Origin of the sequence: Gallibacterium genomosp. 3, from assembly GCF_001678475.1 — a bacterium.
GTDB classification, from domain to species: domain Bacteria; phylum Pseudomonadota; class Gammaproteobacteria; order Enterobacterales; family Pasteurellaceae; genus Gallibacterium; species Gallibacterium faecale.
The window spans coordinates 1-25,528 of record NZ_JTJR01000005.1; the positions used below are offsets into that span (position 1 = coordinate 1).

Sequence of the window (25,528 nt, forward strand, 5' to 3'; positions counted from 1 at the left end):
TGCAAATACACAACTTACAGAATTAGTTGGAAACGAACCAAATTATCAACAAACCTCAGTTGGAGAACAAGTTATTCCACCGCACGTAGCTAAATTTGTTGATCGGTTATTTATTCGCTTAAAAGCGATATTCCCAGCATGGAAATCAGCATTTGACAGTGAAGAAAGTTATCAAGAAGCGAAACGCCTTTGGTTAGAAGCGTTGGTAAATAACGGCGTTACGACCGTAGCACAGTTTAAGCGAGGGATAGCTCAAGCAGAACGTAAGGATGTCCCATTTTTTCCTAGTGTTGGGCAATTTATTGCGTGGTGCAACACTGAAAATTACGCCGAGTTAGGATTACCAACACCTGATGAATTGAAACACCGTTTAAATAAATTTCGTGCGAATGGTGGTTTTGCGGAGATTGATCGCTTTGAGTTTATGTCCGTTGCAGAATACTGGTTGATTACTGAGATTGCAAATAAGTCAATCCAGAAATCTTATACGGAAGCAGAAGAAACTAAAGCAATGAACGAGGCGTTAGCAAAGATGGCAAAGCGCTTAGAAAAAGGGGAAGTACTACCAAAGCCAACTCGATCATTACCTGAGAAAGTTGAATATCTGGATCCTGAAAAAGTGAAACAAGGTTGGGCCAATTTGAAAGCGTTAGTAGCGAGAGGTTAGTAATGAGTATTGATGTGGACTGATGTTTGTCGAGGGAATCATTTGGCTATATTCGATCCTAAACATAAAGCAATGGGTCAAGTTATTCGCCATATACATATTAATGAGTTTGAGGGGCTTGAATGGCAAGCAAGCAAAGAAAAAAGACAGTAATTTACGCTGTTAAATATGCTAATGGTGCGGTTATAGCGGAAACAGATTATGACCGAAATTTACTAAAAAGCTTGCCGATAGGTAGTGCAGTAAAAATTACACCGTTAGCGAATAATCGTAATTACCAACATCACAAGAAGTTTTTTGCTTTATTAGAAGCCGGATTTGAGTATTGGCAACCTAAGTTTAACGTACTTACTCAAGCAGAAGTGTGGATAGCAAAGAAAGTCGCTCACGAGATAGCTCTAGCAGCTAATGATGAAAATTTATATTTAAACGTAACTAAACCTATTGCGGATGGCATTTTAGAAAGAATCAGGATAAATCGAGAATCAAGACTAGATTACGAGGGTATGAAAACGTTAGAAGCCTACTTAAATCATGTTATGAAAGAAGCTGGCTTTTATGACATTAAGCCAACGCAAGATGGTGGCACTATAAAAGAACGTTGGTCGATTGCATTTGAGAATATGCCACAAGAGAAATTTAATGAAGTGTACAAAGGGGTTTATGGCGTTATTTGGAATGAAACCTTATGCAATGTGTATGAAAGTGAGATCCAACTAGATAACAAGATTAATCAACTTATCGGATTTTTGGGGTAATAAATAATGAATTGGGGATTTATCTTATCAATGTTGGGTTGCTTAGTGTTTTGGGTGTGTGTTGGTGTGATTATATTTTGAGGAATAATAATGGCAAATTTAAGAAAGGAAGCAAAAGGACGTGAATGTCAGGTGAGATTGCCTGGGATTTGTAATCATAATCCTGAAACTGTTGTGTTAGCCCACTTTAGAATGGCGGGTATTAACGGTGTTGGAATGAAGCCTGATGATATGTTTGGAGCGTGGGCTTGCAGTAGTTGCCACGATGAAATCGATCGCAGAACAAGAAAAATGGATTATGAGTTTGTGCGTTTAGCTCACGCTGAGGGGGTGATTAGGACGCAGGCTATTTTGAAATCTGAGGGTAAGCTATGAGTGACTGGGTAGAACTCTGCTTGCCATATCCACCAAGCGTAAACCACTATTGGCGACACACAAGACAAGGGCGGCACTATATATCGAAAACAGGGAAAGAATTTAGAGAAAAAGTATTGAATATCTGCAGTCAATTTGATCGCATTGCAGGCACAGTGCAGATGCAAATAGATGTGTATTACCTAGATAACAGAGAACGTGATCCAGATAATTTGCAAAAAGCTTTATTTGACGCGCTTACTGCTTCGGGGATTATTGATGGGGATAGTAATAGAGTCATAAAAGATTATCGAGTAAAGAGCGTTGGTGTAGTAAAAGGTGGCAGAGTAATAGTTAAATTAAGGAAGCTAAGATGAGCAGAAGTATTGAGTTGTTAGTTAAGATGTTCGATCCTCGTTGCGTTAGTGCAGAGTCAATAGCAAGAGGTCATAGCACATTATACAAAGAGCAAATCTTAGCAGCATTTGCACAAGCGGAAAAAGCAGCTTTTGTTGGATATCATCTCTTATTACTCAAATATCGGTTTGATCAGTCATCAAAAGATTATCTCACTAAATACATTGATTTGTGGTTAGCAGAAAAAGGCGTTAAAGATGATTTTGCAGTAAAAGCATTAAATTATGTGGTTGACAGATTAGCTGACATACCGCTACCAACACAGTATAAGCGGCTAAATTCGCTACGACGGCGATATTTGCGATCACAATACGCTTACACAAAAGAAATCGGGAAAGCTCAAGAAATAACAAAGAACAAAGAGATAGATAAAAACAGTAAAGAAGCTAGAGAATTAAGAATTAATGTTATTAAAGAAATGAAAAAGAGCAATATTTGCCCTCGTTGTCATGGGACAGGTGAAATCGGGAGAGAGCAGAAAAGAATTTGCCCAGCGTGTGAGGGAAAAGGGCGATTAATTGCGACAAACGATCATCTTATTTATTCAATCGGGTGTAGCGGTGAGTATTTTAGGTGTTATCTGCACGCATTAGTTGTAGAGTTTGAACAATTTGCACAAATACAGATGAGTGAAGCAGAAAATATGATTAAACAAAGATTAAAAGCAGAAATTGCGAATTAGATCACGGCACAATTACCGATAATTTGTTATCCTCCTGATTAATTTTAATTAGGAGGATTTTTTTATGTTAGGAAAGGTATTTTTGGTTTCTATTTTAAGTTCTGTTGTTTTGGCTGGGTGTAGTGGATTAAGCCAATATAAGTTTTATACTTATACAGAGGCTGAACAGTATCTAGAAAAGGAATATTTGAATCAAAGAGTAAGATCTGCGATGACAAAAACATTTTCTTTAAATACAGAAAAAGACAGATTAACCCTTTATACGCTCACAGAAAAAAACGGAAATAATGAGTTTGCTGTTAAAATGAGGATTTATGGTTTTGATAGTTATGATCTTGATTGGGCTAAAAAATATAAATATCAAGTATTTCAAGATATGCAGAATTTTATTGTATCAAATCAAGATGTTTTAGCAGGACAATTTTATACATTATATTACGGTAAAGCAGTATTTAATTGCTCAGAAAGAAAATTGAAGTTTGTAGAAGGGTTTATTTATGGTGAAAACGAAATTCTTCAGCACCCTAATACAGGAAAATATTTCACAGATACACCATATAAAGTGAAGCAAATATATAAGAGTGGCGCTCCAGGTGATTTCTATTATCCAACATCTTCTTATCATAGACCACCAGCAGATTATCTATTATTCAAAGCATTTAAGGATAAAGTTCCAGAATTTATTAGCAAATATTGTGTAGGTAATTAATGTGTTTTTAACAGTGTACACGAATCAATTTAAGTGTTGCGGTATCGCAACAGTTCAGTTGTTACCATATGACCACAACGAGCTATTTTTTGAGCTGGTTTAAACTGTGGTGATATGCCCATGGTTCAACCGTGTACATATGTACACGGTTCAGTTATTGCGATATAACAACGGCTCAGTTATGGTTATATCACCATAACTTGATTTTAGTTGTGTACATATGTACATAAGTGAAGAGTTTTGATATAAGAATTATCGTTGTATACAGCCTATTTAAGGATAGGCTGCTTATTGATTAGCATATTTTTTTCCAGCTCTTGATTGGATAGAGTATCAAGATATTTAGAAAAAATTATCTTAATGCCATTGTAGTTAATATCTAGATTATCATCTGAATAATATTAGATTTATGAATCAGATCACACAACTTTTATTGTATGGAGATTAAAAATAGTTTAATATGCTCTACATAGCAAGGAAGCTCATCTTAGTGATGGGCTCTTGATATTATAGGAGCTTATGATGAAAAAACTTACAAATAATTTTATGATAAGAAAAACCAGTGCTTTGGCTAATAAAATCTATGTAAGATTGTTTCCGTCAGAAATTCTCCCTGAACAGGTAAAGAGCGGGGCATTGATATTTCATAAAAACGGTAATATTTCATTAAATTATAAAGATAAACAGGTTATAAATAATATTGATAAGCATATGAAAATGCTTGAGCAAATCCCGGTGGGAAAAAATTGAATGGCAATATTAGTAATTATGCTTATTTTAATTCTCGGGTATTATTATTCGAGTAATTATCTACCTGAGCGCTTTAAATTAAAACGGAGTACTGGTTGGGAGTCTTATGTATTACTGGGTTCTCATGGCGTTAAATTTGTTGTTATGGGAATCATTCTCACTCTAGTTATATGGTTATTTTTTTATGTTTTTTCATTTTTTTTGAATATACCAATTTTTTTAGGTTTCAATTATCAGCCCTTTGAATTGCAAAAATATTTAATAATGGATATTTTAGAGGTCAAAGCGTACAGTATTCTGATTGCAATAAGTTCTATCGTGTTTTGTCGAGTAGAACTTGATAAGAAAAAATTTGATATTCCTCAAATTCATCAAGAGATGAGTGGAGCAAATAATATTGTTAATTTGCTTTTTTCAGCTATGAATTCTCAAACTCCCGTAAAAGTTTCACTGAAATCAAAGAAAGTTTATGTCGGTATTGTTGATGGTACTCAGTTTTTATCTGCTGATTTAGAGAATATTGTTATTATTCCTTATTTAAGTGGGTATAGAGATAAAGATAAATTAAATATTATTTTTGATTGTAACTATTTCTCAGTGTACGAAAAATATAATATTTCTAATTCAGAGAATTCAGAGAATTCAGAGAATTCAGAGAATTCAGAGAATTCAGAGAATTCAGAGAATTCAGAGAATTCAGAGAATAAGGATGGATTAAGTCTAAAATATTTCCGAAATGTGATTAGAGTGTCAGAAATTGAATCAATATCACTTTTTGACATCAAGTATTTTAATGATTTTGAACGTGTAGTAGAAACAGAAAACATGTAATTAAATGGGCTTAATTTTCACTACAATCTAGCTAAGTTATCACTAGATAAGGTGTCTAAGAAATCACTTAATATCTCTTGTATAAATTATTCTTTGACCTCATTACAATTAATAATATCTAGATTGTTAGTAACTTTCGATAGCAGGGTATCAATATCAAATAACTGATGATTAGCGATTAACCAATGTTCGAATTGTGTTTTCATAGTGTTGCTCCTTTGTTGTTGTGGAGCTTGTACTATAAAGGCAGTAGTTAGATGTGTAATCCGGTAGATATGATTTTATCGAGCTAGATCGCAAAAATAACAAAAAAAAGAATAGTTTTAAAGCCTGTTTACAAAGACAGGTTTTTTTATTATTATCATAAACAAGGTGTCGAAACCTTAATACTAAGCGGAAATCCGCACCCGACAGCATAGCGGTTTTTTTATGCGTAAAATTTGTGTTTCTCCTTTTTCTTTTCTCACGAATTGAGCGTACACATCTATCTATGCCGAGAGGGCGGAGAATAAAAGACCCGAAAGGGGAATAATCCCACCGTACTTAGTAGCGGTTTCGAACCTCTTGGCTCCCAATAAAAAAGGTATATTCGTTATGAATATACCCGGCAAGTTGGATAAATTTCGAAAATTTTACTAAGGAGTTCTTTAATGAACGATCAACTTCAAACCATCAAATTTTATAACCAATCTCTAGTTACCTTTGAGCAAGATGGAATATATTACACAGCAATGAAACCAATCTGTGAGAATATAGGTCTTCAATGGGAATCGCAATATAATAGAATTAAGCGTGATGGGGTTCTTTCTGAGGCGGTGATCGTGATGATCACACCTACAAACGGAGGTAACCAACAGATGATCTGCTTACCGATACAATATCTCAACGGCTGGTTATTTGGTATTGATACAAACAGAGTAAAACCAGAAATCAGAGAAACTTTAATCAAATATAAAAAAGAGTGCTATCAAGCACTGCACGATTATTGGTTTAAAGGTAAAGCAGAACGAGAAATTGATACTATTACTCCAGAAGAACAACGTATGATCCAAAACGCTGTTACAGCTACACACCAACGAACAGGAATGAGTTATGGTGAAATTTGGTCTAGAGTAAAAAATAAATTTGGTGTTGCTAAGTATGAACAAATAAAACGATCAGAACATCATAGTGCAATGATTTATATTGCAAGTATGCCAATAGTAAACAAGCCACTATTAATAAATGGACGAAATCTAGAAGAAACGCTAGCGGTAATGGTCGAGCTATACGGCTATTGTTTACACGCTTATGAAATGCAAGAAAAGCTATCTCAACATCCTGATTTAGCAGATAGAATAGATAGCGAAATTGGTGGGCAATACCTCCATAATCTTAGACACCCACTAGAAAACGCAATGACAAAAGCTAAACGTTTTATCAGAAATAACAGTGAAAAGCTGACGATTATTAAAGCAGTAGATCATTTATTAAATTAAGCACAGAAAGCCCGCTATTGAGTGGGCTTTTTGTTGTTAGTGATATGTTTGAAATAAAATATTTAAAATAAATTTTTTATTTAAAAAGATTGATTTTTAGCACTCCAATCCTTAAAATAACAATCAATTTATGAGATTGACAAAATGTAAGTTGTTGATCTTGATTGAATTTTATGTTCTTTATAATAAATTATTAAATGAATTAATGCAGCTTGCCAAGTGAACTTGAGCAGGCTTTTTTTGTCTAATGTTAACTCATAAGGAGATTTATAATGAAAAAATTTAACTTAATGGAAGGTTGGGACGGCAACGATTAAATGGATTGGTTTAGTTTAGTTCAAACTATTGCCATTTGTGCTGCTGCTATATTTACAGCGTTAAGTATTCGTTCAAATACTAAAAATGCTAGGCAAAGGGCAACGATAGATTTAATTCTGCATCAGAGCCAAAATAAAGAGTTACAAGAAGCTATTACATTGGTTAATAGATTGGCTCGCCAACAAATACCGCTCATTGATCATTACAAAGTTGATGAAGGTTTTAAGGGTTCTATTCTGAAAGTACTTAATTCTCGTGAATTTACAGCTACAGGAATTCGAGAAAATATCTTTGATGAAAAAGTTTATAAACGTTCACAATGCACGAACTTTGTAAGAGATTGGGAGCGATTAGAATGTGTTATCAAATATATTAGAGAGCAAACAAAAAAAGATACTCTATTTCAAGATTTCGAGCATTTAGGTAAAAAATGGAAAGCTGATCCTTTGAAAGTTTATAAATAATAAGCACCTAATAATCCAGATGTATATTGACTCTTACAAAAAATGCAGTACAATTTCCCATACTAGCCAAAGTGTAATTTAATTACATTTTGGCTTTTTTATTGGAATTTTTTAACCCTGATGGTTTTTAACTGTCGGGGTTTTTTATTATCCAAAATCCTCAGACAGCTTTAAATTGGTAGATGCCAAGCCTATAAAAAGGTAGGAATGTTGTAGATAACACAACCCGATCAGAAATGGTCGGGTTTTTTATTACCTGAAAATCATAAAAGGACAATAATATGCAATTAGCAAACCCAGAAAACTTTAAACAGTTTGTACAAATTAAAGATAACAGCACGGTAACCACTTCTGAGATTGTGGCAAAGGTGTTTGGTAAACGACACGATAATGTTATTCGTGATATTCGGGCTATTTTGCAAGAGTGTGATGAAGATTTTGCAAAACTCAATTTTGAGGTTTGTTTTAAAATCAATGAGTTACAGAATGGGAAACCCACACCTTATTACAATTTAACTAAAAACGGATTCATATTACTTGTAATGGGATATAAATCCAAAAAAGCAATGAAAATAAAAATTTCATATATTCAAGCCTTTGATTATATGCAAGCGGAGTTAGCCAAAGGCACTAAGGGATTACTTGAACAATATTACCAAGTGTTAGGCGAACACAATGCCGAAAAACAATTTGCTAGTCTTTGTGGGCAAGGATTAAGTCAATGGAAGGAGAAAAAACCATTACTTGAGGCAACACTTCGACTATTTGAAGACAAAATGCAAATTGAACTGCCAATCCTAACTAATAGTTGATTAAAGTAAGTGCTAAATGGAATAGATAGAAGTTGTTAACGAAAAAATTTATTAACTAAGAATTGAGGCCACTATAACAGGTGGTTTTTTATTGCCTCAAAAGGAGGCTGAGGAATGAAAATGTTAAAAGATATGCCCATTGAATCGCAAGTTTACGGCTGGTTAACAGCCTTTTTTGGTGCGCTAACGATTAGTGAATGGGCGGTATTAATTGGGATTATTGTAACGGTAGCAGGGTATTGGAGAGAAAGCAGATATAAGAAGCGAATGCTGGAGCTTGAAGAGATTAAAGCGGGCGTAAGAGATTTATCAGGGAAATTAATCAACAATGAAAATCACCAATAAAGTTATTGTTTGTTCTGTTGCCGCAGTAATCGGAATCATTGTTACGCAGCATAAAGATGAGATTCGCACCTCAGAAGCTGGATTAGCTGTAATTGGGAATGCAGAGGGGTGTGTTAGAAATCCGTATCAATGTCCATCTGATGTATTGACGGTAGGAATTGGCTCAACGGAAGCTAGCGGACAAAAAATCGAAAATAAAGTGTACTCACTAGACGAAATTGCTAAACGCTGGGTACATGACATTAAAATCGCAGAACAATGCGTTAATCGTTATGCGAATGGAAGCACAATGCCACAAGGTGCTTTTGATGCACTGGTTTCCATCACCTTTAACGTTGGCTGTACAACGTTAAAAAATTCAACGTTATTTAAGATAGCCAGACAGGGCTATACGCCGCAAATGTGCGATCAATTCAGACGCTGGGTCTATGCTGGCGGACAAAAACTTAATGGGTTGGTTATCAGACGGGAAAAAGAGAAGCAGTTATGTTTAGCACGCTAACAAAAATACTCGTTATCACTATTTTGGGCTTGAGTGCATTGTTATGGGTTCAACATCAGAGGTTAAGTAGCTTAAAAGCCGAGAACAACACTCAAGCTCAAATTATCACTCAACAGAGCAACTCAATCAAACAGCTTAATGCAGACATCATTAAAAACACGCAAATTCTTAATGAATTAACAAAACAAGAATCATTAATAAGGGAAACAGCTAATGAAACGATTGAATCTATCTCAGAAGAAGAAAAAAATAGTGATTGTTATCGCAATAATGCTCCTCACACTGTTATTGAGTTCTTGCGCAAATAAACCTGTTCAATGTGCTTGCTCACCGATTCCTCCTGCTTATTTAACTTATCTCGATAAATCCACTTTTAAGGGGCAAACCTACGGTGACGTTACTAAGTATGCTGTTATTTTAAAGCGTGAGCGTGATATTTGCCTAAACCGTATCGATCGCATTCGCGAATGGCAAGCGGAGAAAATGCAGAAGTAATTATGGCAAGATTAAATTGGAAAGCACTACAAGTTGAATATATCAAAGCCTATGCGAAAACAGGTATATCAATTCAGGCGTGGTGTGAGAAAAAAGGGATTAATTATGCCACTGCAAAACGTTACATCAAAAAGCCAGAAACTGTATTTAATAATGATTCAAACTGCGAAACAGAAAATCAAAACTGCGAAAATGAAATTCAAGATAAATCAGTAGGTTACAAAGAAAACTACGAAACAAACTGCGAAGTGAATTGCGAAACTGCGAAACAAAATACTCATCCACCTAAAGGCAATACTTTTGCAGTCAAACATAGTGGTTATGCCCGTTATTTTAAAGATAAATCCATTTTTGATCAGGTTGTTGATTTTAGCTTAAAAGATGAGATTGATTTAATGCGACAACGTGCGGTAGCGGCGATTGAAAGTGTAGAAAGATTTCAACTCGAGCTAACACAATGTGCATCAGGCGAAGAGCAAGAAAAGATACTTAAATTAATTAAGTCAGCAGAACAAGCTTTAGATAGAGCAGTGGCAAGAATTGGAAGTTTAAGTGACACTAACTCTTCAATTCAGCTTACTTTAGAAACAATCGAATTACGAAAAGCACAGACAAAAGAAACCTTGCTGAAAGCAGATAAGTTAGCTCAAGAGCTAAACATCAAGAATAACGGTAGAAATACTGTGCAGTTTTTGGATGACTTTTAATTATGCGAATTATTTATCGAGCATCACCGACATTTAAAAAAGTCCATCGATCTAACGCATTAGTAAAAGCCATTCGTGGACCTATTGGCAGTGGTAAATCAGTAGGTTGTGTGAAAGAGATGTGGCGAATCTGTTTAAACCAAGAGCCGAATGCTCAAGGTATTAGAAAAACACGTTGGGCGTGTGTGAGAAACACTTATCCAGAATTAAAAGGAACGGTAATTAAAACTTTTCAAGCGTGGATACCTCCTGAAGTTTGTCCAATAAAGTATGACAGCCCGATTACAGGCAAATTAAACATTCCGCACCCAGACGGCAAAACCAGAGTGGAGGCGGAATTTTTATTTTTATCAATGGATAAGCCAAAAGATGTCAAGAAACTGATGTCGCTTGAGCTAACTGGCATTTGGATTAATGAAGCTCAATTTTTGCCTGTTTATTTAGTAACAGAAGCGGTTACTCGTACTGGACGCTACCCTGAAAAGAAAAAAGAAGAGGGATTTAATGGGGCAACGTGGAACGGCATGATTATGGACACAAACTCGCCTGATGATGACCATTGGTGGTATCAGTTTGAACAAGGTATTGATGAAGAAACAGGGGAATCATTAAAGCCGAAAGGGTGGGAGTTTTTTGTGCAACCTGGTGCATTAGTTGATGTGACTAATATGCCTGAAAATACCCTTACAGATGATTTAAAAGGGATGTTAGAGAAAGGGTTGTACTCCGACTATCTTGGTCATCGCTTTATTGCTAATCCATTGGCTGAAAATGTGGAAAATCACAAGAAAGAGTATGGGTATTGGTTCGATAATATTCAAGGACAAACATTAAACTGGATTAAATCAAGAGTGTGTAACGAATTTGCAACGGTTCAACAGGGTAAACCTGTGTTTATCGATCACTTCAACAAATCTCTCCATGTTGCTAAAGATAAGCTATTGCCAGTAAAAGGCTGGGCGACTTATATCGGTTTAGATTTTGGCTTAACACCTGCAGCAATTATTGGACAGATTACACCATTTGGGCAGCTAAGAATCACTGATGAAGTGGTGGCAACTGGAATGGGGATTGAACGCTTTATCCAAGAGCAGTTAATACCGCTCATTAAAGCGAAATACCAAGATTGTGATATTCAAGTTATTGGCGATCCAGCGGGTGTACAGCGTGCGCAAACAGATGAAAAAACGTGCTTTCAAATTTTGTATGAAAACGGTTTAAATGCAATGCCAGCAAGTAGCAATTCGACCGTAGCAAGGTTGGAAGCGGTGCGTTGGTGGTTATCGAGATTAGTCAATAAAGGGCAGTCAGCAATGTTAATTAGCCCACATTGCAAAACCTTAATTAAGGGTTATGAAACAGGCTATGCGTATAAAAAGCTCAATGTGGCGGGTGATGAAAAATACACAGAAAATCCAGAAAAGAATCGTTACTCACATCCACATGATGCTAATCAGTATTTATGTCTGAACACTATGCCAGACAAAATCAGAGAACAAATTATCAATATCAAACCACATTCACCGTTAAGCAGTAAGACAGGGTATTAATTATGGCAGAAACAAAAACATTAGATGGATTTGGCAGCGAATTGCAGGCGTTGCTTTATGAACAATTAAAGCAACGTCAACCAATAACAGAGCGTTGGGTAAGCGATATGTATCAATATCGCAATCAGTATGAGGGAGGAGTAAAGGCTGGTGGGTCAAAAGTATTTGTGGGTTATACTCGCAGTAAAACTGATGCGTGGACAGCACAAATGACCGACATGCTATTTCCGTCTGATGATAAAAATTATGGCATTCAGCCAACCCCAATTCCAGAAATTGCAACACTTGCCAAACAGCAAACAGAAACACCAGATGTCATGATGGCCAGACAATTAATGCAGCAAGCGAAAGATGCAGCAGAAGCAATGGAAAAGTTAATTGATGACCAGTTACTTGAATGTGATTATGCTGCAGAAGCCCGTTTGTGCTTGCATTATGCTGCTGTACTAGGAACAGGAATTTTGCGTGCACCGATTGTAGAACTAAAAGAAAAACGCTATTACCAGCAAATACCAAGTGGAGATTGGCAAGCGCAAACAGAAAGTTACATAGCCCCAACCGCAAAAGCGATCTTGCCGTGGGATTTTGTGCCAGATATGTCAGCTCCAACTTTAAAGGATTGTCTATTTACATTTGAGCGTAACGCAGTAACAAAGACAGAGTTACAAAATTTAGCTAAACACCCCTACTACCTGCAAGATAATGTATTGGCATTACTAGAGGTTGATGCCTCTGAAACACATAACACAAGCAACGATTTATCATCATATAACGATACTTTGCGTGAATTATCTGGCTTAGAAAAGGTGATAAATGATAAACGCTACGAGCTATGGACTTATCACGGTAATATCCCCGTTTCCCTTATCGAACAAGCGAATCAACAATTAGCTGATGGCTATCAGATCGAATTAAGTGAAGAACAGCAACAACAAGACGAAATTAACGGTGTGATAGTGATGTCTGGCAACGGCAAAATTATCAGTGTGAATGTCAATCCATTAGATTTAAATGAGTTTCCTTACTCTGTTTATGTGTGTGAGCCTGATGCAGCTTGCTTGTTTGGTTTTGGTATCCCTTACCTTTGCCGTGATGCACAGGAAATCCTCAATACTGCTTGGCGAGGAATGATTGACAATGGTGTATTAACGATTGGCGATCAAATTGTTGTAAATAAATCAGTATTAGAGCCAGCAGATAAAGACTGGAATATTAAGCCGAATAAAGTATGGACAACTACAGGTGGTGCTGGAGTTGCATCAAGTGTAGAAGCACAACGAGCTTTTGGTGTATTTGCTTTTCAATCTCGCCAGGCTGAATTTGCAAATATTATCCAGATGTCTAAAGCGTTTATGGACGAGGAAAGCGGATTGCCGATGATAGCTCAAGGTGAGCAGGGGCAAGTTACACCAACTTTAGGCGGAATGTCTATGCTGATGAATGCAGCCAATGCAGTAAGACGCAGACAAGTCAAAGAGTGGGACGATGCCGTTACTAAGCCGCTGATTAGACGTTTTTACGAATACAATATGCAGTTTAGTGACGATCCAAAGGTAAAGGGCGATATGCAAATTATTGCGAGAGGAACATCAGCATTACTAGTCAAAGAAACTCAATCAGCACAGATTATTGATTTGCTCGATCGTTTTGGTCAACACCCTGAATTAAGTCAAGCATTTGATTGGTACGATGGCTTGAGAACATTGATGCAGTCAATGTCGATGGGGGCTAAAAATATGCTGATTCCTCGAGAGGAATATGAACAAAAATTGCAGCAAATGCAACAAGCTCAAGCACAACAACCGCAAGACCCGACAATTATGAAAGCCCAAATGGAGATGCAGCTTGCTCAACAAAAACAACAGCACGAATTGCAGATTGCACAATTAAAACTTGAATCTGAATTAAAAATCGAACAAATGAAAGTGGCGATCAAGGAGAAAGAACTTGAGATCAAACTAATGGAAATCCAAGCCAACCAACAACACTCACAACAAAAATTACAAGTTGATCGAGAACTAGGACAAGCGAAACTCACCACTGATTTACAACTTAATACGGGTAAACAGGCAATGGAAATGCAGAAATTTAAAACAGAAGTTGCACTGAAAAACGCACCAACCGTCAACCCGACTGGTAATTACGGATTAGAGCAGTAAACAAATAAACACAAAGATAACCGCCTAAATGGGCGGTTTTTTTTATACCAATTTTCGAGGAAATACTATGTTTTATTTAACTAATGAACGCTACAAAGAAATGACCCAACGAGCTTATGGGAAGAAAGATGATGAAGTATCGCCATTATCTTATATGAACTCAGATGAAATTAGTACTTATACCACTCCACAACAAAAAGAACAGCAAGGTGTGCTTGCTGATACGGTTGATGCTTTCCAAATGGGGGTTGGACGAGGGGCAAGTGATTTAAGCCGTTTAGTAGCGATTGGAGCAAACAAACTTGGATTTGATAGTGTAGAAAGTTGGTTTAATAAAGCTGCGGATGCCTCTGCTAAATATGCCGACAGCCAAATGAATGAAATGTCGGACGAAATGAAAATGGCGTTAAATCAAGATGTCACCGAAGATCCGTCTGCATTAACCAATATCCGCTGGTGGGCTGGTAATTTAGGTGCTGTATTGGGTAGTGAATTAGATACGGTGCTTGTAACGGCGGCAACATTGGGAATGGGGTCTGCTGCATATGCTGGGGCGAAAACAGCTGCTAAACAAGGTGTTAAATATGTGCTGAAAAAAGAACTTGCAGAAAAGGTGGGGCAAGTTGCATTTAATGAAGCAGTGAAGCGAGGAGCAAGTAAGCAATTAGCAAGAGCAGCAGGTTTGACAGCGGTGCAATCAGCAATGATGGCGGGTTCACGAGCGAATCAAGTTAGAGATGAAATGCTGCAATTATCAGATGATGATTTGGTAAATAATGATCAATTCATGCAGGATTACACTGACCTTTATCATTCACAAGAAGGTCAGTCAATGAATGATGATGAACGCTTTGAAGTGGCGAAAAATAATTTTATTGCAAAAGCTTCTCGTGACGCTGCTTTTAATCCAGCTTCGGTATTAAGTGATTTAGCCACGAACGCAATTAGCGGGCTTGGTGGGGGCTTTATGGGATTTGGTAAAGCAGCTAAGACTCTAAAAGGTGGATTGCTTAAAGGGGCAATGATTGAAGGCGGAACAGAAGCGATTCAAGGTATTACTGACCAAATGGCGGTTAATACTGCGGCAAAAGAATATTACGACCCGAATCGGGAAATTACAGAGGGAATGGCAAGCAATGCGATTCAAGGTGCGATTTTGGGAGCTGCTTTTGGGACACCAACAGGCGCATTAGATGTTTATAGTAATAGACGTGCATTAAATAATGCGAAAAAACAGTTATTAGAATTTAAGTCAACTGGAAATGAAACGGTAGATGAATCATTGCGTAGTTATGTTGATATGATCAACCAACAAGCGACTGATTTAGACGACTTAGTTAATCGTTTTAACACACGTTACGAAATGGCGAAACAAGAGGCTAGAGAAGCCAATATTGTAGATGAAGCTACTCAACAATCAAATATTACGCCAGAAAGTAATACGGTAGGTAATGAAAATAATATCAATCCGTTAACTGATAGTGAGCTATCCTCATTATTTGTACACGATCAAAAATTAGCAAATAAAATTGCAGATATACAAGACAGGTTAGAAGTACAAGGTTTACCAGAAGTAGAGAAAACGCAATTACAGTCAGAATTAAAATCTTACCTAGATCAAACCAAAGACTTTTTTAATCCACCATTCACATTTGAACCAACACAATTAGAGCAAATTGCTAATGTTAATCCTCAACTCGCTCAAGACTTAACAGCAACCCAGTCTATCATCACTAATAAAACCGCACATAGTAGAATCAAGAAAGCAGCTGAACAGCAATTCTCAACGCTATTAGACCAGGTACAACAAGGGAATTTTGTTGAGTTTAATGATTTGCAGAAAAAACAGTTAGAACAGCGCCAATTATCAGAACCACAACAGGCACAAACTGCAAATGCATCACCATCATTAAGTAATGAAGAACCAACTGCAACACAACCACAGAATATTGCCGAAAATCAACTAACACCTGAACAGCTTATAGAGCCTTATACAGAGGTGAAATTTAGTCGCTCACCAATGAAATCAGTCGAAGCGAACATTAAACGTGGTCGAGAGGCAATGAACAAAGCAATAGTCGAGAAAAATAGCGTTCATCGTGCAATGTATAATCATCAATTAGACGGTTGGATTGATTTTGAATGGGGAGATGTCGGTCGATTATTACCTTCTGGAAAAACAAAAGGAGCTATGGGCATTGCTCATATTATCGAATCAAGAATGAGAAAAGATAATATGAGTTATCAAGATGCAGCTTATATGCTTACAGATAGGGTAATTGATACTTTAGCTAAAGGCCAAACAAGCAAGATCTATGAAAGTGGAAATGTAAAAAGTGTTTTTGTAGAACACAATGGAAATAGAGCGACATTAATTAAACGAGCAGGATCAAATAGTTGGTTGATGAATGCTTTTGAGTTAAATCCAGATGAACAAAGAGGAAGTAACGATCCTGATTTGCCTACGCATAACTTGCCTACACGTCAGCGTCAAGCTATGGGAGCTGGATTTGATGAAACTATAATCAATAATAATGATGAAATCAATAATGATGATATTCGTTATTCTCGCAAGTCAAAACAAAGAAATGAGCCATATAATAAGGATTTAATAGTTACACATAATATAAGTGCAGAATCAATTATACATGCACAAAAAATAGGTGGACTACCTTATGCTTCTGTAGCAATCACTCGCCAACAAAATCCATTAACTGGATTTGGTGAAGTTACACTAATTGGTGATAGTAATTATATTGATCCAAAAGGAGAGAATAAAGCAAAAGTCTTTGGAGCAGACATTTACAGTCCTCGTTATCCAAGTGTAACGTATGAATATAAAAGTGAAGATATAAAAAAATTACAAAAACGGTTTCAACAATCTGCTGATGAAATTCAAGACAGTGGCTTTTCTTATAATTTTTCACAAGGTCTAAATCAAACAGGCATAAAAAAAGCAATGTTAGATAGCGACGCTGTAAAATATCAGTTCTTAAAAGAAAAAGAAATTGCTCATGATTTTGCTTATCGTACCATTGAAAAAAGTAGATATGCTGATTTTGATAGCGTTCAGAAAGCAATAAAATTAGGTATTACCGCAAATTATTTACGCCTTCCTGATGCAGCAACTCAATATGAAAGTTTATTGAGAGAGTTTATTAAAGAGAAAATTCACACTTTTTCAGGTAAAAATGATCCATTTGTAAATCGTATTAAGTTAAGAGCCGAAATAGCGTTAAATGGTGATAAGTATGATGTCCTTAATTATGTAAGATCAGATATGATGGAGGCGATAAATAATCAACAACCTCGCCAAGAAATTGATTATATAAAGACTAAAGAAAATATTGGAAATGCAATAAAACAACACAAAGAAGAGTTTTATCATTATATTGATGAGATAGTGGAGGGTATCAAAGGAAAAGAAAAAATTTTTAAAGGTGAGAACCGTTATGGGGGAAAAATCTATATGGATCACACCTTAGAAAATGTAGTTAAAAAACTAAAAAAAGACCTGGTAGGGGGCGAACAATTTAATTATGGCTTACCAGTAATACGAGCTAAGGTAACACCGAAATTTAAATCAATTCAAGATATCCAAAATAATAAACATCGTCTTGTTTCGCAAGATGATTTTTCAAAAATTAAAGCGGAAATAGAGCAGGAAAAGATAAAACTTGCAAAAGATTTGGGAGTTAATAACTGGGATATTGATAATTTATTATTTGATATTGTTGATGCAGGTGTTTCTACAGCATTTAATTCTGCTAATGTAGAAAATAATGCGGATAATCGTCAGTATATTGCAGAGTTTTTGGAAAAGCTAAAAGCAATGCCAACTGAATATTTTGAGGGGAAAGCGAAAGAGGTTACTCAATTTAGCGATTTTAAAGGTGCAGTTATTCCAAGTGATTTACCAGTTAACGCACGTAAAGTATTACAAGATGCTGGTTTAGCTATTTATGAATATGACCCTAATGAGACCAACTCAAGAGTAAATGCAATAAAATTAGCTACCAACGATTTAGATGTAAAAACAAACGGACAAATTTTATTCTCAAAAAACCAAAAAGTTACTTTAAGTACTAGTTATAATACAAAACATCTACAAACCCTCCTCTCTAACATCTTAAAACCAGACCAATTATCCAATGTTGATATTGTTACAGGGCAAACTGCACCAGAAAACGTTCGCAGATTTATCCGTGATGGCGTTGAAGGTTGGTTCAATCCAAGAACAAATAAAGTTACTATTGTGGCTGATAATATTCGTGCAACAAAAAGCATGAGTAAAGAAGAACGTCTTTCTTGGGTAACGTGGCATGAATTAGGACATTTGGGTGTTAATGTCAGATACCGTGCAGAGTATCAAGGTATTATGGAAAAAGCACGTAAGCATAGCGTTGTTAATGCAATGACCCAAGCAATAATGGAGGATAGACAATGGTTTACTGATAAAAACGGTAACTATACAGATCCAGCCGCGACCAATAAAAACATTGCCACAGAAGAAGCCTTAGTCGAGCTATTAGCCGCACATGAAACAGGGAATTTTGATGAATTACGCCAGCGTTATGGTGTAAAAATCAACTCATTACACGAAAAGAATTTCAAAGCGTGGTTCAAGATTATTGCTGATAAAGTGCGCCAATTAATGAATCGTTTATTCAATCGACCATTTGATGAAATGACCGATCACGATTTAGTGAGATTACTTGGTGGTATTAAAGAAGGAATTAACGGAAAACCTACACCACCTAATGGCGGTAAGCGTTTTAGTTTGAATGAAAGTCTAGACAGTGATTTTGCTAAGGCAGTGGATAGAGTTTCGAAAGGAGAAAAGGTTTATGGATATATTAAAGTAGGTACTACACCAGCAGTATTAAAAATGCTTGATATTCCAGATACAAAAATTTCTATTAGCGGTGATGTATTAAATAAGGTTATGTATGATAAACATCATATTACACCTGATGTATTAAAGCAGCTTCCTAAGCAAATTAATAATCCTATCGCCGTAATGAAATCTGCACCACAAGCAACACAAGACGGATTTGTTATTCTCACCGAGTTATTAGAAGGGAAAGAGCCTATAATTGCTGCTTTGCACTTAAAAGAAGGGAAAAAAGGTACAGAAATAATCAATATAGCGAGTGTTTATGGAAAAAATCTAGGTGGCTTAAGAAATATGATAAATCATGATGTGGTTTATTGGAATAAAACTAAAGGTCAGCATTTTCTGAATACCCATCCGCTCCAATTGCATTGGGATTTTACATCAGAAGCTGACCTTCTTGAGAGAAATATTAAAACAGAAGATGACTTAAAGCAATATCTATCTGAACAAAATAACGACAATGTTCGTTATTCGCAAGCAAGTACAGCACCAAAACAATCCTTATTAGATTTAGCTAAAACAGGGAAAAGTAAAAGTGAGAATACTTTCTGGCAGTCGGTAAAAGCGTTGGATTACGAAGAAATTAAATCACATTTAAATCAATTAGCCGCAAAAGCCGATGAATATTTTGCCGATGCTTTACGCCCTGTGAATGATTGGATTGATAAGATGGAGTTTACCAACCATACAGGCAAAACTAGCAGCCGTGATTTTGAAAAGCAGCAACTGAAAAATGCAATGTACACTGCTAAGGGGATTAGAGATGCACTTAATTCAGAATTGGAACAAGCCTATCTCAACCCAATTTTAAAGAAAGTGGCACAAATTGCTAAGCAGACTAAGCAAAAAGAGCAAGATGTGAAACGTTTAGTCGGGTATTGGGTATCTGCTCGCTATTCGATTGAAAAAAATAAGGAACTGTTAAGAACTGAACATCAAGCAATGTTAGATTCTTTTGAACAACTGGAACAAGCACAACAAGGGAATGACAAAGACCTGATTCATCAAGCTGAGTTGGAGTATAACGCTGCAAAAAAACAATACGAACAACGCAAAGCTGATGTGGAAAATACGGATTTTGCCAATAAGCAATTTACGGTAGGAACGGCTGGTGGTTGGTCTATTCCAGAAGCGCAATTTGCAATGAAAGAGATTGAGAAAAAAATCAATAAGAATGATCTGGTCGCAGTAGGCGAGCTTATTGCTGACTTAAATCAAGCTCGCTTGAAGATTGATAAAGAGAGTGGGCGCTATACAGAAAATGAGTACCTTAACTATAAAAATAATCGTTACTATGTGCCATTAACAGGCGATCCGCAAGCCGATGAAGCATTTGATTTTATTGCTGGTGCAGGCGGTAATGCAGTGAATATTGGTAAAGATAAAGCATTGAAAGGGAGAATAAGTTCAGAAGCAGATGATGCGATTACTGCAACGTGGCAAGCGGTAGGTAAAACCACCACTTATGCAGGTTGGGCTGACTTTAAACAAAAACTTGATGATTTATACGAGAATGAAATTAATTTGTTGCAAGAACAAGGGTATTCAGCTCAATCAGCAAAAGCCATAGCAGAAGCGAGATTAGGTATAAGCAAAAGAAAAATGCAAGGCTTAACAAGATCGAGTGATAATGTGCTGATTAGAAAAGAAGGTGGGGTTTACTATGAATATCAATTACCACCACAAGCAATGCAAGCTTTGAAAAATGATAATGTGGAACAAGCAAATAGTTTCCTAAAACTTCTTTCCACGCCAACAAGCTGGTATGCAAGAGGGGTAACACAATGGACATTAACTTTTGCGCCAATGAATATGGCAAGAGATTCTTGGGAAAAATCAGAGTTTATTCGTGTACAAAAACTCTATGATAAAAATGGTAAACGTCTAGATAATGAAACAATGAATCGGATTGGCAGACAAACATTGATAAATGCTTTTAGTAATGCCGATGTTTGGAAAGCAACAAAACGTCTAGCTTTTGGGCAAGAGCTAAGAGATAGTGTACCAACAGAGAAAGCATTAAAACAGTTGATTAAATTAGGCGGTGTGTCTAACTACGGCACTTATTTAGCCAGAAGTGAAGTCGATCTTATCGCCAAATTAAAACGAGAAAATAATCCGATTGCCACAAAATTAGAAAAAGTCGGGGCAGTGCTTGAGGGCTATAACAAAACCTTTGATATGGTTTCAGCATTAAGTGCATTCAAAGCACTAGTTGATAATGGCGTCGATGAAAAACAAGCAGCTGCAACTACATTAGAATTGACTAATTTCCGCAAAACTGGTTCAAAAATGAGAGGTATTAAGGCGTTATATATGTTCTCACAACCAACTGTTATGGGGGCAGCAAATTTAATCCGCTATTTATCTACTAGAAAAGGGCAAATACGTTTTGTTGCGTATCTTGCGACAATGACTGCACTTTATACCGTATTAAGGAGTTTTGCTGACGATGATGAAGGTGGCAATAAAATGGATCAGCTAGGCGATATTACTCGCTATATCCCAATTCCATTGGGCGATGACTATATTAAAATTCCTGTTGGATTCGGTATGCCGCAATTAGCTTGGAATATGGCAACAAATTTAGTGAAAGGGACAGTAAGCGATATTTCATATAGTGAAGCAGCGGTGAATATGTTAAGCCATTCAATGAAAACCTTTGCACCAATTTCACCGTCTGAAATTTCAGCCTTAAAATATCCACTTGAAAAAATTGCTTTAACAGTTACCCCTACCGTACTTCAACCATTAATGCAAAATGTAGTTAATCGATCTGCTTTTGGTAGCAAAATTACTACAAATTTTGTACAAGAAAATAAACTAAAAGCAGAACAATCTAAATCTACTACGGCACAATTTTGGAAAGATGTAGCGATAGATTTACAACAAACACTAGGTATAGATATGCACCCAGAACAAATTAAGAATCTGATTGATGGGTATAGTGGTATGTTAGGCTCATTAAAAGAAGTGAGTACAATATTCATTGAAAATCCAAATAGGGAGTTATTAGGGAGAAATACTCGAACACCGTTCTTGAATCAATTATTTGGTGCAGGTAATGAGTTTGCTATTCAAAGCCGTTATTATGAAGCGAGCGAAGAAGCTCAAACTGTGGCAAAAGAATATGAATATCGTAAAAATAATAATCAGCTTAATGGTTGGTTGACAAATGAACGGAAGAGAATTATTCAATTCCATTTAGAAAACCAAAAAGCAATGGCAAGCTTAAGAAGTCAGAAATCACAACTAACAAAAGCATTACGAGAGGGAAAAATCAGTGCGAATGTCTATTACAATCGGTTAGCGAAATACAATCAAGCTAATAGCCAAGCGCAAGCAGCGATTTTACATAAATGGCGAAAAATGCAAGGGCTTAATACGCATTAGTTGTAAAAATACAAGGTGTTGACAAGGAAAATAATGTTGTAATATTGGTTTTTTGAGTATAATAGCGCCGAGCGGCAGGTAAATCCTAGTTAAACTGCGAAGCGGTTTCCGTATCGTAAGCGTATGTGAAGTACGTCAGCATTAGGGGCTGTCGCCCCAAGTTTTCAAGCTACCAGCTTTATTTGTTAGTATTTTATGAAAAAGATAATTTTTGTTTTAATAGTAATGTTTTTTGCAGGTGCAGCTAAAGCTGAATCTATTAATTCGGTTTTGACTGATGGCAAAGGCTTCCTTTCAATTTGCGAAGATAAAATGCTTGGATTTATAAGCTCGTGTGAAAAAGAACAAGTAAAAATTCCGAGCCATATAGATATAGGCGAAATTATTAATTTTGCTTATCTTGGTAAAAATCGAGGATATGGTGGAAAATTTGATGTAGTTGAAATTCAATATAATCCAAATAAAAAAACTTGCACTTTAAGATATCCTTATAGTGGAGGAATTGGCACAATTTTTGTTTCTAAATGTAGTAAGGTTAATTTTAATTAGTTTTATGACATAGCTAGTGTGAATACCAGTATTGTAGATATTAATAATGCAATAAAAGTTGCTAACTGGTAGGTTAATCAATAAGCGAAAAAGAATGGTGGCTTAAAAGAAATTTCAGAATAACGCCAAAGAGCGATTATCATCGAAAGATGAGTTTTTTATGTCTTAGAGCAATCAACCCCGATCAATGAAAATTGGTTGGGGTTTTTCATAACTATCAAATGAAATGACTATGCCAAATTACACGACCAATAATGCTTACTTTATCTTGTTTTATATATATTGGTTGGTAATGAGTATTTACGGAATGGATAATGTATTCTTTAGCAAAATCATTATTGCTTACTAGTTTAATTCCACTGTAGCCATCAATTTCTATTAAAAAAGTAGAATTTGTATTTGTTTTTTTATCTAATTTATCTATTAATAAAATATCACCGTCTTTGTATAGAGGACTCATTGAATCGCCCTTTTGTCGGTATGCTAATAAATTTTCTGCATTTATATAGGTAGGCAACATATCGCTAGCTATATGAAAAGAGCTATTATCATTATCTTCACTTAAATAGAAAGGGATTTTTATCAAATAGATTTCATCTTGATCTAAGGATTTTACAAGAGTATCTAAATCAATCTTTAGTATTTCTGCAATTCGTTTAGCTGTTTCTAAGCGAGGTTTAGATAAACCATTCTCATATTTAGATATGAGGGCAGGAGTTATACTTGTTAAGTTAGCAAGTTCTTTCTGAGATAGTTTAGCTATAACACGTTTTTCCTTCATTAATTGCTTAAACGGTAATGGTTGCATAATTACACCTATTTTTTATAAAAAATTACTTGAAATTATCTATTCTATAAAATAATATTATTTTATCTTGCTTATATAGGCGAGATATTAACATAATATTCAAATACACAAAAGGATAACAAATGGAAAGTAAAGTAACAAAAAGAAATGTAACCGCCAATCTCCCAATTTATTTAATTGAATGGTTACAAGATAACGCAAAGAAAAACTATCGTTCCTTATCAAAAGAGCTAAGACGCTGTATAGAAGAGTGTATGAAAAATGATAGTACAAGAATATAGAAATGAGAAAGCCTTAATGGCGGCAACCATCAAGGCTAAAAACGAAAAACCCAATACCCAATTAGGAAATTCACTTATGAATAATACTACTTTATCAACAGAAATTCAAAACGTTTCTAATTTCAACTTTGGCGAATCATCAATCCGTGTAGTTTCTATAAATAATGAACCTTGGTTTATTGCTAAAGATATTTGTGAAATATTAGGTATTAAAAATCCTACTCAAGCCCTAGAGAATCTAGACGAAGATGAAAGGGCTATGTTTAACATAGGGCTTGATCAACGAGTTAATTTTGATAACAGAGTAAGCGAAATAAATATCGTATCAGAAAGCGGAATGTACACTTTAATTTTACGTTGTCGTGATGCAGTTAAAAAAGGATCTGTTCCACACCGTTTTAGAAAGTGGGTAACAGCAGAAGTATTACCACAGATTAGAAAAACGGGTAAATACGAAAAAATAAGTACAACAGTAGATGATCGCACAGGTTTACGAGATGCGGTTAATATGTTGGTAAGCAAAAAAGGCTTAATCTACTCTGATGCTTATCAATTAGTACATCATCGCTTTAACGTTAAAAGCATTGAAGAATTAAGTAAAGAACAATTATCACAAGCAGTAGAATATGTTCATAAGATTGTACTAGAAGGTGAGCTGATCAAGCCATCATCTTTGCAATTATCAAAGAACAGTCAAAATACGGAAGCAACATTAGAAATAATGGTCGAGCTATACGGCTATTGTTTACACGCTTATGAAATGCAAGAAAAGCTATCTCAACATCCTGATTTAGCAGATAGAATAGATAGCAAAATTGGTGGGCAATACCTCCATAATCTTAGACACCCACTAGAAAACGCAATGACAAAAGCTAAACGTTTTATCAGAAATAACAGTGAAAAGCTGACGATTATTAAAGCGGTAGATAATTTGTTAAATTAATTGACAACTGCAAAAAATGCAGTACAATTTCCCATACTAGCCGAAATGTAATTAATACGTTTCGGCTTTTTTGTATCCAAATTTAACCATGAAAAAAATAAACCCCGAACACTCGCAATGCTCGGGGTTTTTTATTCCAAAATAGAATGAGTATTAAGGAACAAAATCTATGCAGGATTATAACAGCATTAGTAACGTAATCAAATTTATTTTAGGCTTCTTTGTGGGAGGGAATATGAGTGAACAAGGTGCTGACAATGCAGGAAAAGATATTGCAACAGGATTACGTTTTTTCTTTAAGTGTTGTGGAATATCTGTTTGTTTAGGCGTGTTTTTGTGGTTATCACCTGAAATTTTAAATTCATTAGCAGAATTTATTTTAACATTGAGAAATGGATAAATTATCTAATACCACTGCAAAACCTAGTCTTTTAGGATTGAAAAGTGATTGGAGAAATTAAATGAAAATACAATCTAATGCAGATAGACTGTTATTAAGACGTGAACTAAGAAAACGTCTTGATGATTATTATTCTAGTTTATCTCAACTTGGTATGACGAATCAGCAATATGATGTGTTGAGAGGTAGAATTGCCGAAATAACCGATCTGATTGCTTATTTTGAGCTTGATGAACACGATTAATTAAACTTATTTGAT

25 protein-coding genes are annotated in these 25,528 nt (G+C 35.7%); 24 read left to right on the forward strand and 1 reads right to left on the reverse strand.

The annotated features are described in order from the left end of the window. The 20 genes from QV06_RS01010 to QV06_RS01100 all read left to right on the forward strand — a co-directional run. On the forward strand, positions 1–667 hold a 667-nt coding region (locus QV06_RS01010; protein WP_065236549.1), incomplete at its 5' end, for a replication protein P. 122 nt (positions 668–789) lie between these two features. Next, entirely contained in the window at positions 790–1,425 is a 636-nt protein-coding gene (locus QV06_RS01015; protein ID WP_065236550.1) for a DUF1367 family protein, read from the forward strand. Positions 1,426–1,515: 90 nt separating this feature from the next. Next, positions 1,516–1,800 carry a DUF1364 domain-containing protein gene (locus QV06_RS01020; protein WP_065236551.1) on the forward strand — a complete coding sequence of 95 codons (285 nt, stop codon included), beginning with the start codon at positions 1,516–1,518 and terminating at the stop codon, positions 1,798–1,800. After that, positions 1,797–2,156: a RusA family crossover junction endodeoxyribonuclease gene (locus QV06_RS01025; protein WP_065236552.1), complete on the forward strand. Its 360-nt coding sequence runs from the start codon at positions 1,797–1,799 to the stop codon at positions 2,154–2,156. Before QV06_RS01020 ends, QV06_RS01025 begins: the two co-directional genes overlap by 4 nt. Then, positions 2,153–2,878, forward strand: a complete 726-nt coding sequence (locus tag QV06_RS01030) for a TIGR02642 family protein (protein ID WP_065236553.1) — start codon at positions 2,153–2,155, stop codon at positions 2,876–2,878. The genes QV06_RS01025 and QV06_RS01030 overlap by 4 nt, the downstream gene beginning before the upstream one ends. 64 nt (positions 2,879–2,942) lie before the next feature. Continuing rightward, a complete protein-coding gene (locus tag QV06_RS01035; RefSeq protein ID WP_065236554.1) occupies positions 2,943–3,587 on the forward strand; it encodes a hypothetical protein in 645 nt (214 codons plus the stop codon). Between the two features lie 519 nt (positions 3,588–4,106). Next, positions 4,107–4,337: a hypothetical protein gene (locus QV06_RS01040; RefSeq protein WP_156541907.1), complete on the forward strand. Its 231-nt coding sequence runs from the start codon at positions 4,107–4,109 to the stop codon at positions 4,335–4,337. Next, the gene (locus QV06_RS11640; RefSeq protein ID WP_065236556.1) at positions 4,338–5,168 is read left to right on the forward strand and encodes a hypothetical protein; all 831 of its coding nucleotides are present in this window, start codon (positions 4,338–4,340) and stop codon (positions 5,166–5,168) included. 650 nt (positions 5,169–5,818) lie between these two features. Then, on the forward strand, positions 5,819–6,646 hold the full coding sequence (locus QV06_RS11395; RefSeq protein ID WP_082985005.1) for a phage antirepressor N-terminal domain-containing protein: 828 nt from the start codon (positions 5,819–5,821) through the stop codon (positions 6,644–6,646). Positions 6,647–6,963: 317 nt separating this feature from the next. After that, positions 6,964–7,428 carry a DUF4760 domain-containing protein gene (locus QV06_RS01055; protein WP_082985006.1) on the forward strand — a complete coding sequence of 155 codons (465 nt, stop codon included), beginning with the start codon at positions 6,964–6,966 and terminating at the stop codon, positions 7,426–7,428. A 281-nt stretch (positions 7,429–7,709) separates the two neighbouring features. Then, entirely contained in the window at positions 7,710–8,240 is a 531-nt protein-coding gene (locus QV06_RS01060) for a Rha family transcriptional regulator (protein ID WP_065236557.1), read from the forward strand. Positions 8,241–8,354: 114 nt separating this feature from the next. Beyond that, positions 8,355–8,585: an HP1 family phage holin gene (locus QV06_RS01065; RefSeq protein WP_065236558.1), complete on the forward strand. Its 231-nt coding sequence runs from the start codon at positions 8,355–8,357 to the stop codon at positions 8,583–8,585. Further along, positions 8,569–9,087, forward strand: coding sequence for a lysozyme (locus tag QV06_RS01070; protein WP_065236559.1), 519 nt, complete (start codon positions 8,569–8,571; stop codon positions 9,085–9,087). Before QV06_RS01065 ends, QV06_RS01070 begins: the two co-directional genes overlap by 17 nt. Beyond that, positions 9,072–9,395 carry a DUF2570 family protein gene (locus QV06_RS01075; protein WP_065236560.1) on the forward strand — a complete coding sequence of 108 codons (324 nt, stop codon included), beginning with the start codon at positions 9,072–9,074 and terminating at the stop codon, positions 9,393–9,395. The genes QV06_RS01070 and QV06_RS01075 overlap by 16 nt, the downstream gene beginning before the upstream one ends. Then, on the forward strand, positions 9,358–9,582 hold the full coding sequence (lysC, locus tag QV06_RS12130; RefSeq protein ID WP_432416504.1) for an Rz1-like lysis system protein LysC: 225 nt from the start codon (positions 9,358–9,360) through the stop codon (positions 9,580–9,582). The genes QV06_RS01075 and lysC overlap by 38 nt, the downstream gene beginning before the upstream one ends. Beyond that, positions 9,555–10,289, forward strand: coding sequence for a terminase (locus QV06_RS01080; protein ID WP_245174215.1), 735 nt, complete (start codon positions 9,555–9,557; stop codon positions 10,287–10,289). Before lysC ends, QV06_RS01080 begins: the two co-directional genes overlap by 28 nt. 2 nt (positions 10,290–10,291) lie before the next feature. Continuing rightward, positions 10,292–11,839 (forward strand): TerL, encoded by a 1,548-nt coding sequence (locus QV06_RS01085; RefSeq protein WP_065236561.1) that lies wholly within the window; start codon positions 10,292–10,294, stop codon positions 11,837–11,839. Positions 11,840–11,841: 2 nt separating this feature from the next. Further along, on the forward strand, positions 11,842–13,998 hold the full coding sequence (locus tag QV06_RS01090) for a portal protein (RefSeq protein WP_065236562.1): 2,157 nt from the start codon (positions 11,842–11,844) through the stop codon (positions 13,996–13,998). 67 nt (positions 13,999–14,065) lie between these two features. Then, on the forward strand, positions 14,066–22,288 hold the full coding sequence (locus QV06_RS01095) for an LPD38 domain-containing protein (RefSeq protein WP_065236563.1): 8,223 nt from the start codon (positions 14,066–14,068) through the stop codon (positions 22,286–22,288). A 195-nt stretch (positions 22,289–22,483) separates the two neighbouring features. Continuing rightward, positions 22,484–22,837, forward strand: coding sequence for a hypothetical protein (locus QV06_RS01100; RefSeq protein ID WP_065236564.1), 354 nt, complete (start codon positions 22,484–22,486; stop codon positions 22,835–22,837). 217 nt (positions 22,838–23,054) lie between these two features. On the opposite strand, the gene QV06_RS01105 is transcribed toward QV06_RS01100, so the two are convergent. Further along, positions 23,055–23,645, reverse strand: coding sequence for an XRE family transcriptional regulator (locus tag QV06_RS01105; protein WP_065236565.1), 591 nt, complete (start codon positions 23,643–23,645; stop codon positions 23,055–23,057). Between the two features lie 122 nt (positions 23,646–23,767). Between QV06_RS01105 and QV06_RS11645 the strand changes: the two genes are divergently transcribed. From QV06_RS11645 to QV06_RS01120, 4 genes are all read left to right on the forward strand, one after another. Then, positions 23,768–23,926 carry a hypothetical protein gene (locus tag QV06_RS11645; protein ID WP_156541911.1) on the forward strand — a complete coding sequence of 53 codons (159 nt, stop codon included), beginning with the start codon at positions 23,768–23,770 and terminating at the stop codon, positions 23,924–23,926. A 76-nt stretch (positions 23,927–24,002) separates the two neighbouring features. Further along, entirely contained in the window at positions 24,003–24,869 is an 867-nt protein-coding gene (locus QV06_RS11650) for a BRO-N domain-containing protein (protein ID WP_209435862.1), read from the forward strand. Between the two features lie 169 nt (positions 24,870–25,038). Next, on the forward strand, positions 25,039–25,269 hold the full coding sequence (locus QV06_RS01115) for a hypothetical protein (protein WP_065236566.1): 231 nt from the start codon (positions 25,039–25,041) through the stop codon (positions 25,267–25,269). A gap of 61 nt (positions 25,270–25,330) precedes the next feature. After that, positions 25,331–25,513: a hypothetical protein gene (locus tag QV06_RS01120; protein WP_065236567.1), complete on the forward strand. Its 183-nt coding sequence runs from the start codon at positions 25,331–25,333 to the stop codon at positions 25,511–25,513. The last annotated feature ends 15 nt before the right edge of the window (positions 25,514–25,528 follow it).

Bases quoted from the DNA above. Each gene is read 5' to 3' on its own strand.
- QV06_RS01015 (WP_065236550.1), top strand. From the start codon at position 790: ATGGCAAGCAAGCAAAGAAAAAAGACAGTAATTTACGCTGTTAAATAT.
- QV06_RS01020 (WP_065236551.1), top strand. From the start codon at position 1,516: ATGGCAAATTTAAGAAAGGAAGCAAAAGGACGTGAATGTCAGGTGAGA.
- QV06_RS01025 (WP_065236552.1), top strand. From the start codon at position 1,797: ATGAGTGACTGGGTAGAACTCTGCTTGCCATATCCACCAAGCGTAAAC.
- QV06_RS01030 (WP_065236553.1), top strand. From the start codon at position 2,153: ATGAGCAGAAGTATTGAGTTGTTAGTTAAGATGTTCGATCCTCGTTGC.
- QV06_RS01035 (WP_065236554.1), top strand. From the start codon at position 2,943: ATGTTAGGAAAGGTATTTTTGGTTTCTATTTTAAGTTCTGTTGTTTTG.
- QV06_RS01040 (WP_156541907.1), top strand. From the start codon at position 4,107: ATGATGAAAAAACTTACAAATAATTTTATGATAAGAAAAACCAGTGCT.
- QV06_RS11640 (WP_065236556.1), top strand. From the start codon at position 4,338: ATGGCAATATTAGTAATTATGCTTATTTTAATTCTCGGGTATTATTAT.
- QV06_RS11395 (WP_082985005.1), top strand. From the start codon at position 5,819: ATGAACGATCAACTTCAAACCATCAAATTTTATAACCAATCTCTAGTT.
- QV06_RS01055 (WP_082985006.1), top strand. From the start codon at position 6,964: ATGGATTGGTTTAGTTTAGTTCAAACTATTGCCATTTGTGCTGCTGCT.
- QV06_RS01060 (WP_065236557.1), top strand. From the start codon at position 7,710: ATGCAATTAGCAAACCCAGAAAACTTTAAACAGTTTGTACAAATTAAA.
- QV06_RS01065 (WP_065236558.1), top strand. From the start codon at position 8,355: ATGAAAATGTTAAAAGATATGCCCATTGAATCGCAAGTTTACGGCTGG.
- QV06_RS01070 (WP_065236559.1), top strand. From the start codon at position 8,569: ATGAAAATCACCAATAAAGTTATTGTTTGTTCTGTTGCCGCAGTAATC.
- QV06_RS01075 (WP_065236560.1), top strand. From the start codon at position 9,072: ATGTTTAGCACGCTAACAAAAATACTCGTTATCACTATTTTGGGCTTG.
- lysC (WP_432416504.1), top strand. From the start codon at position 9,358: ATGCTCCTCACACTGTTATTGAGTTCTTGCGCAAATAAACCTGTTCAA.
- QV06_RS01080 (WP_245174215.1), top strand. From the start codon at position 9,555: ATGGCAAGCGGAGAAAATGCAGAAGTAATTATGGCAAGATTAAATTGG.
- QV06_RS01085 (WP_065236561.1), top strand. From the start codon at position 10,292: ATGCGAATTATTTATCGAGCATCACCGACATTTAAAAAAGTCCATCGA.
- QV06_RS01090 (WP_065236562.1), top strand. From the start codon at position 11,842: ATGGCAGAAACAAAAACATTAGATGGATTTGGCAGCGAATTGCAGGCG.
- QV06_RS01095 (WP_065236563.1), top strand. From the start codon at position 14,066: ATGTTTTATTTAACTAATGAACGCTACAAAGAAATGACCCAACGAGCT.
- QV06_RS01100 (WP_065236564.1), top strand. From the start codon at position 22,484: ATGAAAAAGATAATTTTTGTTTTAATAGTAATGTTTTTTGCAGGTGCA.
- QV06_RS01105 (WP_065236565.1), bottom strand. From the start codon at position 23,645: ATGCAACCATTACCGTTTAAGCAATTAATGAAGGAAAAACGTGTTATA.
- QV06_RS11645 (WP_156541911.1), top strand. From the start codon at position 23,768: ATGGAAAGTAAAGTAACAAAAAGAAATGTAACCGCCAATCTCCCAATT.
- QV06_RS11650 (WP_209435862.1), top strand. From the start codon at position 24,003: ATGAATAATACTACTTTATCAACAGAAATTCAAAACGTTTCTAATTTC.
- QV06_RS01115 (WP_065236566.1), top strand. From the start codon at position 25,039: ATGCAGGATTATAACAGCATTAGTAACGTAATCAAATTTATTTTAGGC.
- QV06_RS01120 (WP_065236567.1), top strand. From the start codon at position 25,331: ATGAAAATACAATCTAATGCAGATAGACTGTTATTAAGACGTGAACTA.